This is a genomic window from Microvirga arvi (assembly GCF_016892765.1).
Lineage (GTDB): Bacteria > Pseudomonadota > Alphaproteobacteria > Rhizobiales > Beijerinckiaceae > Microvirga > Microvirga arvi.
The window spans coordinates 22,326-34,630 of record NZ_JAFEMD010000054.1 but is presented as its reverse complement, the minus strand read 5'-3'; the positions used below and the strand labels follow the sequence as shown (position 1 = coordinate 34,630).

9 protein-coding genes and 2 pseudogenes are annotated in these 12,305 nt (G+C 64.9%); 4 read left to right on the top strand and 7 right to left on the bottom strand.

The genetic code is table 11. The features are described 5' to 3' along the window. Positions 1-498: 498 nt before the first annotated feature. Both ILT44_RS23820 and ILT44_RS23815 read right to left on the bottom strand, forming a co-directional pair. The gene (locus ILT44_RS23820) at positions 499-1,773 is read right to left on the bottom strand and encodes a DUF5666 domain-containing protein (RefSeq protein WP_204242102.1); all 1,275 of its coding nucleotides are present in this window, start codon (positions 1,771-1,773) and stop codon (positions 499-501) included. Further along, positions 1,770-2,630, bottom strand: coding sequence for a DUF6502 family protein (locus ILT44_RS23815; RefSeq protein WP_204242101.1), 861 nt, complete (start codon positions 2,628-2,630; stop codon positions 1,770-1,772). The genes ILT44_RS23820 and ILT44_RS23815 overlap by 4 nt, the downstream gene beginning before the upstream one ends. Before the next feature lie 124 nt (positions 2,631-2,754). On the opposite strand from ILT44_RS23815, the gene ILT44_RS23810 reads away from it, so the two are divergent. Together ILT44_RS23810 and ILT44_RS23805 are read left to right on the top strand one after the other, a co-directional pair. Further along, positions 2,755-3,573 carry a hypothetical protein gene (locus ILT44_RS23810; protein WP_204242100.1) on the top strand — a complete coding sequence of 273 codons (819 nt, stop codon included), beginning with the start codon at positions 2,755-2,757 and terminating at the stop codon, positions 3,571-3,573. Positions 3,574-3,743: 170 nt separating this feature from the next. Continuing rightward, complete coding sequence (locus tag ILT44_RS23805; RefSeq protein WP_239468485.1) at positions 3,744-4,130, top strand: response regulator; 387 nt, start codon at positions 3,744-3,746, stop codon at positions 4,128-4,130. Between the two features lie 362 nt (positions 4,131-4,492). On the opposite strand, the gene ILT44_RS23800 is transcribed toward ILT44_RS23805, so the two are convergent. Continuing rightward, a complete protein-coding gene (locus tag ILT44_RS23800) occupies positions 4,493-6,292 on the bottom strand; it encodes an adenylate/guanylate cyclase domain-containing protein (RefSeq protein ID WP_239468490.1) in 1,800 nt (599 codons plus the stop codon). Between the two features lie 387 nt (positions 6,293-6,679). Then, positions 6,680-7,474 carry a dienelactone hydrolase family protein gene (locus tag ILT44_RS23795; protein ID WP_204242097.1) on the bottom strand — a complete coding sequence of 265 codons (795 nt, stop codon included), beginning with the start codon at positions 7,472-7,474 and terminating at the stop codon, positions 6,680-6,682. A gap of 463 nt (positions 7,475-7,937) precedes the next feature. Between ILT44_RS23795 and ILT44_RS23790 the strand changes: the two are divergent. Continuing rightward, positions 7,938-8,510 (top strand): annotated as a pseudogene (locus ILT44_RS23790) (IS630 family transposase); the annotation flags it as partial. Between the two features lie 5 nt (positions 8,511-8,515). After that, positions 8,516-9,344 (top strand): annotated as a pseudogene (locus ILT44_RS23785) (PHA/PHB synthase family protein); the annotation flags it as partial. A gap of 24 nt (positions 9,345-9,368) precedes the next feature. Here the strand turns inward: ILT44_RS23785 and ILT44_RS23780 are convergent. The 3 genes from ILT44_RS23780 to ILT44_RS23770 form a co-directional block, all read right to left on the bottom strand. Next, a complete protein-coding gene (locus tag ILT44_RS23780; protein WP_204242094.1) occupies positions 9,369-10,442 on the bottom strand; it encodes an NAD(P)-dependent alcohol dehydrogenase in 1,074 nt (357 codons plus the stop codon). Between the two features lie 190 nt (positions 10,443-10,632). Beyond that, the gene (locus ILT44_RS23775) at positions 10,633-11,214 is read right to left on the bottom strand and encodes an Hsp20/alpha crystallin family protein (protein WP_204242093.1); all 582 of its coding nucleotides are present in this window, start codon (positions 11,212-11,214) and stop codon (positions 10,633-10,635) included. 392 nt (positions 11,215-11,606) lie between these two features. After that, entirely contained in the window at positions 11,607-12,230 is a 624-nt protein-coding gene (locus ILT44_RS23770) for a class I SAM-dependent methyltransferase (protein ID WP_204242092.1), read from the bottom strand. Positions 12,231-12,305: the final 75 nt, after the last annotated feature.

The following is a 12,305-nucleotide window of genomic DNA, read 5'->3' as shown; positions in this document are numbered from 1 at the left end:
CTGCCGGGACGTTGGCGTTGGTGAGATCGCCCCAGGCTTTGCGAGGCCCTCTTGGGCCAAGCGCGCTTCACACATTGATCCGCCAGCGTCATCTGACGCCATCATGCGGAAGGCCTGTCCTTACCGCGGAGAGAACCATGGACCCGGCAAGGATGCTCACAGAGAGCTTGACCCCAAACCCGGAATTAGAGAACAGGCTGGGTCAAAAGCTGAAGTTGAATGGCGGTCTGTAGAGGTCCTCTCATGCTGTCCTGCTGGACCTTCCTCATGTGTTTGACGTGAGCCATGAGTTCGTCACGCGGCTCGTTGATGATCGCTCACGCTTGTGAGAATGCGGCTGCGGTTCGGGGGAGGTCTCCTGTCCGGATCGATCTGGCCCCGAGGGTGTGGAGCCCATGGGATGCTCAGCTATTCGTCCCTTTGGGTCTTGTTGCCCATCCTCATGATACGAGCTGCATCGTGCAGCACATGGGAGGGATGGAGACCATACCAATGATGTCAGCGTTTTCCGCCACCGCCATTCCCTCCGCCATTGCCACCGCCTCCGTTGCCCCCACTATTCCCGCCGCCGTTGCCATTGTTGCCGCCGCCACCGTGATCGCCGCCACGGCCGCCCTGGTTGCCACCGCCGTTGCCCTTGCCGTTGTTGCCGCCGTCGCCTGAACGATTGCCGGACGGTCCGCCGTGGCCGTCCCGCCCGCGCGCGTCGCCCCGCGAAGAATCCCAGCGGGATGGGCCGGATCCTGGATGCGTATCGCGCGACGCGGGCTCGCGTCCCCGTGCATCCGCCGGTGTGTTGCGTGGGTTTTCGCTATCCACCCCTTGGGATGATCCGCGCGATGACGTTGGTTTTCCTTCGAGAGACACATCCTCGATGCCGAGACGTCCTCTCTGATCGGTCACGGCAGTCACCACCGCCGGGGCATAGGACCCGACCGGCAGGGTCGCTGAAGGGCTGCCTGCCACCTCGAGCCCCGAACCGAGCCGCAACCCGTTTCGCGTCCGCTCCACATAGGCCTCGATGGAGAACCGCCGGACATTCGTCCCCAGGAGATCCCGCTCCCGGGCCGTTCCTGTGACCTGGAGCGTGCCATTGGCATAGGAGCCTTCGAGCACGGCCCGGGTGCCGGCGAGGCGGGGATTCACTCCGGCGAGCTTCAACGTCCCGATCCCGAGGCTGCCGTTGCGCGAACGGATCACCTGGCCGGCGACTCTGTCAGGTCCGCTGTCCCGCCGCTCGATCAGGCTTGCGACGATCGTGCCATCCGGCCGCCTGAGGCCGAACACCGCCACGCGGTCGCCGCGCTGCCACGGACTTGCGGCGCCCAGCGCCTGCGTGGAGACGGTCTGGCCGAGCACCGTCAGGGTCGTCCGGCCCGTGGTCTCGATCGGGCCGACAACCTCGCTGGTCACATCGATCTGCCGTGTGGCCAGCACGCCGTTGCGGTTCTCGGCAACCACCCGCACCACCTGGCCGATCTTCAGGTCGGACACCGCACGAGCCTGTCCGTCGATCCGCACCGGCACGTCGGGTGCATAGTTCACATGCACGCCGTTGACGATGATACTCCCGAAGCCGCGGATGCGGCCCATCATGCCGGTGCCGCCGATGCCCCGGTCGCCATCCTGATCGTCGGCCACAACTCCGGTGCCGCCGATGCCGCGATCCTGCCCTTGCTGGCCCCATGCCAGGGTGAGCGAGGCGACCAGCAGGGCCAGCGCCACGAGCCAGAGGGCATGGGTTCGTGCGAGCGAAGCGGCGTGGTTCCTCACGGCTTGGCTCCCTTGTCGGTGGGTGTTGCTGCGGCGGATGGCGGCACGACCTCTTCGGAATAGACATAAACGCCGAAATTCCAGCGCCACTGGCCTGCGGGAGCCTTGTCGCTGGCGGCGTGGGCCTCACGGTTGAGCGTGTGGAGAGCCTCCATGGCCACGTCGCGGGAGCGCTGCTGCAGCTGCTCGGCCAGCTCCTTGGTGAGCCCATCGTAGTGGACGGCCCGTTCCAGGAAGGGCGGTGACCCGGCTTCCACATTCGCCACCGCGGCGGCGATGTGGTCGTGCAGGTTGCGTCCCAGGTAGTAGAGCTGCTGGTCGTCTCCGCCACGCGGCACATAGGCCGCCTCGGCTAGAGCGGCGCGATCCTCGTCGTCCAGCACGACCAGCTTGCGGTCGAGCCACTCGTCCAGCACGGCGCGGGGCCGCACGTCGCGCGTGACCGAGGCGACGAGGCGCTCGAAGGACGGTTGCGGCATCTCGGCCGTGCGGGGGAGGGGCAGGGGCCGCCCGTCAGGGCCGGCGAAGTCCGGGTCCGCGAGCCAGCGGGCCAGGATGCGGCTCGTCTGCGAGACCGTCGCCGGGACCGTGTTGACCGGGGCGCCCGCGCCCCGCAGCCGGCGGACTTCCTTGCGGTGGATGCCCGTGAGCAGGCTGACGCGGCTGTCCGTCTGCTCCTTGCCCTGAAGGGCGAAGTCGTACTCGGCGACGTTCACGTAAAGCTCGCGCAGCAGCTCCGCCAGCATGGGAAATGTGATCCCGCTGCGGATCAGGAGCCGCACGAGGGGGCGCAGCAGGCGCGCGAGGGGCGCGTGCAGCTTGGCTGGGGCGAGGGAGCGGGGGGCATCGCCGGACATAGGGTCTAAATAGGTCGATCAGACGTGGGAAGCAATCCCACATCAAGATTGACGTGGGAAAATTTCTCACATAACTCTTGGTCTAAGGGGCTCACTAGGCTCACACGTTTTGGAAGGGAACCTCATGACACGACGTCTTGCTCTGACTGTTTCGGCACTCGCCTTAGGATTCGCCGTCAGCCTGCAACCGCTGTCGCTCGACCTGACCTCGCTCAAACTCGAAAAGTCCCAAGCCCAGGCCAAAGGCGGCGAAGGCGGTGGTAACGGAGGCGGAAACGGCGGAGGCAATGGGGGCGGCAACGGCGGTAGCAACGCCGGCGGAGGAAACGGTGGTGGCCATGGCGGTGGCGGCAACGGAGGCAACTCCGGTGGTGGCGGCCATGGCGGCGGCTCCGGCGGGAAGTCCGGCAGTGAGCCGCACGGCGGGGGAGCCGAGAACTCCCGTGGCGGCAGCAGCGAGCGCAGCGGCCGCAACTCCGGCCCCAATGACGCCGCGGCCAAGGGTCAGACCAGGGCCGAGCAGGCGCACAGCACCCGCGATGCGAAGCGCGAGGCCAGGGAGGCCGAGACGAAGCTCTCGTCCGACGCGAAGAAGGCAGCCGCCAGCGCCAAGACCATCGGCCTCGACACCGCCAAGCTCGGCCGCATGAACGCGGTGAATGCCTCGGCGACGGCCCGGCTGCATGCCGCGCCGAACTCGACGGTCGGGCTGATCGCCGCCTATGAGAAGGCGCTGACCATCCGCGAAGATACCGAGGACCAGATCACCGACGCGGAGATCACCGCGGCCGCTACGGCCTTGGCTCGGCTGTCGAAGCCGGGCGTTCCGGAGGATCCCGTCAAGGTGCTCAACGAAAAGCTCGGGCTCGAGATCGATCCTGAATCCGCGGTGTTCGATCAGATTGTCAATGAGGCCCGCGAGATCCAGGCCGCACAGCCGTAACACGCACGACGTCCTGCCGCCCGTCGGCGGCAGGACGCTTCTCACTAACCGGCAACGCGGTTCGTATGGAGGATTCCTTGAGCATAGCAAGAGAAGCGTCGTCCATTCAGGACAAACGGCCTCATATGCAGGGCTCCGTTGAGCACGGCGGAACCATTGGGAGAATGCCCATGCATGACCAACGCAAGCCTCGCGTGCTCATCGTCGAAGATGAAACCATGGTATCAATGCTGGTCGAAGACATGACGAGCGATCTCGGAGCAGAGGTCGTGGGACCGGCTGCGAAATTTGAACAGGCCATGGCATTGGCGCTCAAGGCCGACTTCGACCTCGCCGTTCTCGACGTCAATCTGGATGGCTTGGTGGTCTATCCTGTTGCGGACGTCCTGCGTGATCGCGGCATCCCGTTTATCTTCCTGACAGGCTACGACTCCAGCGTCGTTCCCACGGGCTATCAGCAAAACTGCGTGCTCACAAAGCCGTTTTCACACGATGCTTTTAGCGATGCTGTGAACGGGATCCTTGCCAAAGCGTCTGTCGTGTCGGCCGCTTCATAGCTGTCGCATCGGAGCTAAGCGACCATGCCCTGAATAAATTGAAAGCACGATTTGAACATCGCGTGCGGGTCACGCACTGAAATTCCTTGGCTCCTGCGGAACGTCGGCTTAGGTGAGGATTGCTGCCCTCGGACTAACGTCTGCCTCGTGCCACAAACGGACCTTCCTAGTTATGGTTCAATTTCACGGAAGACCGTTCACGGCACACGCCTTAGGAACGGTGGTAGGGCTGAACGGCATCAGATCCGCCTCCGTGGCACCAGTTCCAACGCTGGCTGAGCGTACCCACCCGGAAATCGTAGATCCCTGGTCCATTACTCTCCGACGTCGAAGGGTCACCTGGCACGGTCCTGACGCCCCTCTTATGCTGGTAGCCCAGCCCGTCGCAGCCCTTCGCGCACAAGTTCCTCGTCCTCCGGGCGCCGCAGATAGAAGTTGTCCACCAACCAGTCGATGTACTCGCGAGGGCCTGCATTTGGATCGCCGCGCCACGCCTGGCCGAGGCCCTCGACGAGCCAGGCCGCACATTGCTGCGCAAGGTCACTGCGCCCAATCAACCCATACGCTGCCGCCAACCAGGCCATGTCCCGCCGATGCCGGGTGGGGGCGTCACGCATCCTGAATTCGAGCCTGTTGACGGTCTCCTCGTAGCGCCCAAGAAGAAATAGGATCCGGGACAGAAATCCGCCGTACCAGTGCGGGTGCCGTGGGTTGAGCCTGAACGCCAGTTCCGCCGCGGAGAGACCCCGCTCGGGGCGCCCGAAGCAGGCCTGCGCCCAGGCCCAGAAGATCTGGATCGTGGCATCGTTCGGGTTCATGGAGCGAGCCAGATCAAAATGATGCTCAGCGTGCTCGAACTCGCGCCACACCAAGAAAACATAGCCTGCCGTCATGTGCACCCGCGGCTCCGCGGGATCGATCACAAGGGCCTGCTCGGCGAGCCGGCGTGGTTCTATCCTGTCGGGGTCCTTCTCGCGAGGCAACCCGACGCCGTAGCCGCGGTCGATTGCGCGGCCAAGATGGTTGTATGCCAGTGCAGTGTAGGCCCGGACGAAGGTCGGGTCGAGGGCACGCGCCTGCTCGAACAAGGCTCGTGCCTGCTCTTGAGCATCCTCCGTGAACACCTCCGAAATGCGATGCCCTTGCAGGAAGAGGTCATAGGCTCGCATGTCCTGAGGCGGCCGGCGGCGCGCCACCACCTCGGCCTCTTCCTTGATGCGCTGAGCGATGGTGGCGACCACGCCCCGTGCAATTTCGTCCTGGACCACGAACACATCCTCGAACGGACGGTCGAAGCGCTCCGCCCACAGGTGGGCTCCCGTGGCGGCGTTGATCAACTGCGCGGTGATCCGGACCCGGTCACCGGCGCGGCGGACGCTGCCTTCCACGACGTAATCCGCGTTCAGGACCTTCCCAACCTCTCGCACATCGACCGATTTGTCTCGGAAGGTGAACGTGGAGTTGCGGGCGATCACGAGGAGTTCCCGGAACCGGGCAAGCTCTGTGATGATATCTTCGGTGATCCCGTCGCTGAAATAGAGTTGCTCGGGGTCGCCGCCCATGTTCGTGAAGGGCAGGATGGCAACAGAGGGACGGTCAGCACGGAGGGGTTCCCGCGCCCGCGCGAGTGACGGTCTGGCGAGCGCACCGGTCGTGGAAGTCACCGCGAAGACCCTGATCGGCTCCTCGATGTTTTTCACGATCTGGGGACCGAGATCCTGGAAGCTCAGCGGGACGGTCTTGCGGACATATTCCTGCGCAGCGCCGGACAGGCAGACGCCGCCCGGCTGGGCCAGCGCCTGCACGCGGGCAGCGATGTTGACCCCGTCCCCGAAGAGATCACCGCCTTTGACCATGATATCTCCCACATGCACCCCAATCCGGAACTCCAGGCGCTGGGTCTCTGGCAGCTTGTCATTGGCGGACGACAGCGCCTCCTGGGCTCTAAGCGCGCAGGTCACCGCGTCGACGGCACTGGGAAACTCGGCCAGCACGCTGTCTCCCGCCGTGTTGGCAATCCGCCCCCGGTGTTTGGCAATGAAGCCGGCCAGGATAGCGCGATGAGCTGTCAGCGTCTCGAAGGTCGCAGCCTCGTCCTCGCCCATATGGCGGGAGTAGGCCTCCACGTCTGCCGCGAAGATGGCGGCCAGCCGACGCTCCATCACCGAGACCTCCGAGCCGATGGGTCACTTTGCGGCTATTGGCCCACAAGGCAGGTCGGGTTCCCTTCCCACCGCCTATGGCCAGCCCCATGAGCACACCCATTGTGCATCCAGAACCACGAGGACACCATCCCCGCTTCGGCCTATGACGCTTGCCCGGACGGACCAGGGCACGGATGTGCGTGCAATACCGAGATCCGCGGCATATTAACGAAAGTCCGCTCTACATTGCCGAAGCCGACCAAGCGCTTACGTCTCAGGAGTGCCAAACGCGGTCCGTGAGGGTATTCGTCTAAACGTCCGCTCCCTGCTCAAATGTGTAAGTTTGGATCACCTGAGCCCTTGCACCGTAGCGGCGGCTGACGCCACGGCGCTCGGAGAAGCTCGCTACTTCTGGAGGCTGCCGTTGAAGAACTTCAGTGCCTCAGCCTTCGCCTCGCGATCCGCCTGCGCATCATAGCGGAGCGGCAAGTTAAACTTCTGGCCCAACTCCGTGGCCTCGGGGTTGGTGAAAGCGTGCACCGCACCTGGGTACTCAATGACCCGGTACTCTGCTTTTGCTGCATCAAAGTCCCTCTTGAGCGCCTCGTACTCTTCGCGTTTCACGAAAGGATCGTCTGCGCCATTCAGGACCAAGATCTTCGCCTTGACGGTGCCGAGCGCCGGCGCGGGGGTATTGAGGCCAAGCGTAGCGTGGAAACCGGCCACCGCATCGAGGTCGGCGCCGGCGCGGGCCATGTTCAGCACCACAGCTCCGCCAAAGCAGTAGCCGACCGCGCCGATGCGGGCTGGGTCAACCGAAGAATGCTTGGAGAGTTGGGCCTGCGCGGCATTGAAGCGGCCCTCCATCACCTTCGGGTCCTTCATCACGAGAGTCGCGAGCGCGCCGGCGTCATTCGGATTGTCGGCGACTTTGCCGTCGCCATACATGTCTGCAATGAAGGCGGTGTAGCCCTGCTGCGCGAACTTCTGGGCCTCATCGTGCATGTGCTTGGTAATGCCCCACCACTCGTGAACCAGAACGATGCCGGGGAGCTTGCCCTGGCTCGCGTCATCGTAGACGATGAAGCCCTTCATCGTAGTCGTGCCGTCCTGGTAGGTGACCGGCTCCTCCTTGATTGTCGCGTGCGCGCTTGTGGTCATCACCAAGGCGCAGAACGCGGCTGCCATGATCGTTCGCATGAGGATCTCCTGCTGATTTGCGGGGACAGGGAAGCCTCGACACCTCCCGGATGCGCAGCGCCTAGCTTCAATCCCGCGGTGATACTGCTCCTTTCCAAGGGGGATGGCTATCGCCAGAGCACTTGTGCAAGGAGGTTCGCTGGCGATTGTGCGAAGGTCCTCTCGCGCCACGAAAGCAGAAATCCAGATAAGGTCAGTCCCGCGCCATTTGGAGACATTCACGGTTCATACGTGTGAATTCGAAGAGGATCGTTTATGGTCCGGATCACTAGGCATCAGGCCGCGAATGTCACGACGACGCCGCTGGCACGGTCGGGCGGCACGGTCAGGTAAGCTCCCGTGTCCGACAGGACGCCATGTTGCCCGCGCCGCTAGCTCGAGGTCGCCAACCTCAACGGTAACTGCCAGGCCTCCCTCCTCCTTGAACGGTGCCAGCCACTCCTCCGGGTACCGCTGTCGGGCGGCCGAGCAGGAAGCGCATGTCCGCGCTCTGATCAGCCGGCACATGCCCGACGAACTTGGCCTGCCCTTCGCCCTGTGGAGCCGGGCGGCGGTGCGGATGATGATCGAACGGCAGTGTGGGATCCGGCTGGCGGTGCGCACCATCGGCACCTATCTGGCGCGTTGGGGCTTCACGGCTCAGAAGCCGCTCCGACGGGCCTATGAGCAGTCACCGAAGGCGGTGCGGCGCTGGCTGCGGCAGGACTACCCGGTCATCGTGGCGCAAGCCAGAGGGCAGAAGGGCACGATCTTCTGGGGGGATGAGACCGGCTTGCGCTCCGACGATGTGCGCGGCCGCAGCTTCGCCCCCAGGGGCCGCACCCCTGTGGTGCGCCCCTGTCACAAGCGCGCGGGGCTGGGCCTGATCTCGGCTGTGACCAACAAGGGCGAGCTGCGCTGGATGGTGCTCGATGGCGCCGTCAAAGCACCGAGCCTGATCCGCTTTCTCGGCCGGCTCATCCGGGATGCACACGGCAAGGTGTTCCTGATCTGGGACAACCTGCCGGTCCATCGGGGCCGGGCGGTGCAGGACTGGTGAAAGTTCACGCCGTCGGCTACTGCCTCGGCGGCACGCTCCTGTCGATTGCCGCGGCCGCCATGGCGCGTGACAGGGACGAACGTCTGCAGACTGTTTCGCTGCTGGCGGCGCAGGTCGACTTCCGGGAGGCCGGCGAGCTCACTCTGTTCATCAACGAGGGCCAAGTCCACTTCCTGGAAGACCTGATGCGCAGCCAGGGCTATTTGGACACCAGACAGATGGCCGGCGCCTTCCAGCTCCTGCGCTCGAACGATCTGATCTGGTCGCGGCTTGTCCGGCACTACCTGATGGGGGAGCGCACGCCGCTGAACGATCTCATGGCCTGGAACGCCGACGCCACCCGCATGCCGTACCGCATGCACGCTGACTACCTGGAACAACTCTTTCTCGACAACGACCTCGCCGAGGGCCGCTTCCGGGTCGACGGCCGCCCTGTTGCCGTCAGTGACATCCGGACACCGATCTTTGCGGTCGGCACGGAGCGCGACCACGTGGCACCGTGGCGCTCGGCGTTCAAGATCCATCTCCTAGCCGACACCGATGTCACCTTCCTCCTCACGACCGGAGGTCACAACGCCGGTATCGTGGCGGACCCGGACCGGCCAGGAGGGCGCTTTCAGGTTCTCACGAAGTCCGCCACCGACCATTACCTGGATCCGGACAACTGGACCAGGATCGCGCCCTGGCATCAGGGCTCTTGGTGGCCGGAATGGACGCGGTGGCTCGCCGCGCATTCGGGCAACCCGACGCGGCCTCCCGCGTTGGGGGGCGCCAACCCGCGGCTACCCCGTGCTGTGCGACGCCCCAGGCACCTATGTCCTGCAGACCTGATCCCTGATGAGCCTGCCGGTGCGGTCACGGCGTGATGGCGATCTTGAGCACGCCGTCGCGCTGGTGGCCGAACAGGTCGTACGCCTCCTCGATCTGATCGAGCTTGAAGCGGTGCGTCACCAGTGGGCGCGTGTCGACGCGTCCCGAAGCGATCACCTCCATCAGGCGCCGCATGCGCTCCTTCCCGCCCGGGCAGAGCGTTGTCCGGATGGTGTGATCGCCGAGCCCCGCCAGAAAACCGTCGAGCGGGATCTTGAGATCGCCCGAATAGACCCCAAGGGACGACAGCGTGCCGCCGGGTCGGAGCACGCGCAGCGACGCCTCGAAGGTTTGCTGGCGTCCAAGCGCCTCGATGGAAACGTCGACGCCGCGTCCGTCGGTGAGGCGCCTGATCTCCTCCACCGGATCCGCCTTGGTGAAGTCGACCACGTGGTCTGCGCCCATGCGGCGCGCCATCTCCATCCGCTCGGGCACGCTCTCCACCGCGATGATCGTGGTGGCGCCCATCAGGCGGGCGCCGGCCGTGGCGCACAGGCCGATGGGACCTTGTGCGAACACGGCCACCATATCGCCGATGCGGATGCGTCCGCTCTCCGCGCCGGAAAAGCCTGTCGACATGATGTCCGGGCACATCAGCACCTGCTCGTCGGTCAGCCCGTCCGGTACCGGGGCAAGGTTCGCCATGGCGTCAGGCACGAGCACGTATTCGGCCTGGCAGCCATCGATGGTGTTGCCGAAGCGCCAGCCGCCGAGCGGCTTCCAGCCATGCTTCGTGCCGGCGCCGTCCTGGGAATGGCAGCCGCACAGGCAGGCGGCGCTGTGCCCGCTCGGCGTGATCGCACCGGCGATGACCCGCTGGCCCTCCCGGTAGCCGTGCACGGCCGCGCCGAGCTTCTCGATCACGCCGACCGGCTCATGGCCGATGGTCAGCCCACGGGCGACCGGGTACTCGCCCTTGAGGATGTGGATGTCGGTGCCGCAGATCGTCGTGGTGGTGATGCGCACGAGCGCATCGAGGGGGCCGACATCCGGGATCGGCTTCTCATCCAGAACGATGCGGCCGGGCTCGACGAAGATGGCGGCTTTCATCCTGGGCATGGTAGTCCTCCCCGTTTGGTTCAGGTGGGGGCGTGTCGGCCTCTGGGGTGCGCGATATGGATCGTGGCACAGTTGCCGGAAACCGACATTGACGCGGATCAAAACTATTCGAGGAGCCTCACCTCTCCGGGGCGCAGGGTGGTCCCCGATGTGGTCATAGGCGCCCGCCCACCATCACACGGGCCGACCTTCAGCCGGACTTCGTGTCTTCGGATTGGTCCGATGGGCTGATCGACCCGGCTCCCCTTTCGCCGACTGAGCCTTGGCCGGTTGCACCCCGTCCTTGAACCTGGATGCGCCGGGAGCGCTCCTGCCGCCCGGTCTTCGGCACGGTCACGGTCAGGACACCGTTCTCAAAGCTGGCCTGGACCTGCTCGGAGTCGACAGCATAGGGCAACCGCAGCGAGCGCTGGAAGGTGCCGTAGGAGCGCTCGACGAAGTGGAAGTTCTCCTTGTCGTCCTTGCGCTCGAACCTCTTCTCGCCCCGGATGGTGAGCACGTCGTCATCGAGGCTGACGTCGATGTCCTGCTCGGTCACGCCGGGCAACTCCGCCGTGATGCGGATTTCCTTGTCCGTTTCCGACACGTTCATGCTGGCGTTGACGAAGGTGCCGACATCGCCTTGGCTCTGGCTGCCGGAGGCGGCGGGCAGGCTGGCGCCGCGGAAGACATCGTCGAACAGGCGGTTCATCTCGCGGTGAAGCGACAGGAAGGGATCACCGGGAAACGTCCCGCCACCGGAGCGGAAGGGGGTCATGGTATTGCGGGCCATTGTGCGTTCCTCCTCATCAACCTGAGAACATGGGCGGGTGGTGTCCCGCGCCGGAAGGCCAACACAACTCGGACTTGATGTTGTCGGATCGGGGTATTCCGCCATGGGCGTAGCCTGAGCGAAAGCGCTCGATCCGCCGACAAATCATAATCCTCCATCGGCCGCATCGGAATGAAGATTTGGCCTAAATTGCATTTGGACTGCGGCCTTCAGGCACATCGGAGGGCGCCAAACGAGACGCCAATTACCAGGTCTGACTTGCCGATGCCCGTGCGGAGCAGTTCCGCCGGGAGAGCGAGCTGCGCGGCTATCAGGCAGCAGGCGGTCATGGGCACCGCCCTAAGGGGTCACCACTGACCGCCCTTGCATCGGTGCACAGGGGGTTCGCGCCTCTAGCCCGCACGCCGCCGAAACCTGGTGAAGACGAACCGCTGTCGGCCACCAGATGGCGTCTGATGATCCTCCTCAAATGCATCCAGGAGGTCGAAGTCGGGACCGAGAAGGCTCGCGATCATGCCCTGATCAGCCCTCAGGACGGGCAGGCCGCTGCACCGCTCGGGCCCGCTCGGGGCAAAGCCGGCGATCAGCACGAAGCCGCCCGGTCTGACCGCATGCCTGAGCGCAACCGCATAGGCGGCCCGGTCCCGCTCCTCCGTCAGGAAGTGCAGGACCGCCCGGTCGTGCCACAGATCGACGGTGAGGTCGGGCTGCCAAGCGGCAAGATCGGCCACGATGATTCGGACAGTTGATCCCGTATTGCCGAGGCGGGCCTTCGTCTTCGCCAGCGCAGCAGCAGAAACATCGAGGACGGCAATGTTGGTAAATCCCCCCTCAAGAAGGCCGTCCGGCAGGTGCGAGGCGCCTGCCCCGACGTCGAGGATGCTTGCGTCCTTCGGGAGGTTGCAGGCACGGATCAGGCGCAGGGAGGTTTCCGGCGTTGCCTGGAACCAGCTCACCGCCTCCTCGGCCTTGGTCGTGAAGATGGTGTTCCAGTGCTCCTGCCGCGTGACCGGCATCGTGACCTCCCGGTACGGTTGGCGAGGATGCAGACGTTGATCATCCGTGAGGCGTTGGCCCGCATGGACAAGGAA

What these genes read in the sequence shown, in the direction of transcription:
- ILT44_RS23815 (WP_204242101.1), bottom strand. Translation starts at nt 2,630, where the DNA reads ATGTCCGGCGATGCCCCCCGCTCCCTCGCCCCAGCCAAGCTGCACGCG.
- ILT44_RS23810 (WP_204242100.1), top strand. Translation starts at nt 2,755, where the DNA reads ATGACACGACGTCTTGCTCTGACTGTTTCGGCACTCGCCTTAGGATTC.
- ILT44_RS23805 (WP_239468485.1), top strand. Translation starts at nt 3,744, where the DNA reads ATGCATGACCAACGCAAGCCTCGCGTGCTCATCGTCGAAGATGAAACC.
- ILT44_RS23800 (WP_239468490.1), bottom strand. Translation starts at nt 6,292, where the DNA reads ATGGAGCGTCGGCTGGCCGCCATCTTCGCGGCAGACGTGGAGGCCTAC.
- ILT44_RS23795 (WP_204242097.1), bottom strand. Translation starts at nt 7,474, where the DNA reads ATGCGAACGATCATGGCAGCCGCGTTCTGCGCCTTGGTGATGACCACA.
- ILT44_RS23780 (WP_204242094.1), bottom strand. Translation starts at nt 10,442, where the DNA reads ATGCCCAGGATGAAAGCCGCCATCTTCGTCGAGCCCGGCCGCATCGTT.
- ILT44_RS23775 (WP_204242093.1), bottom strand. Translation starts at nt 11,214, where the DNA reads ATGGCCCGCAATACCATGACCCCCTTCCGCTCCGGTGGCGGGACGTTT.
- ILT44_RS23770 (WP_204242092.1), bottom strand. Translation starts at nt 12,230, where the DNA reads ATGCCGGTCACGCGGCAGGAGCACTGGAACACCATCTTCACGACCAAG.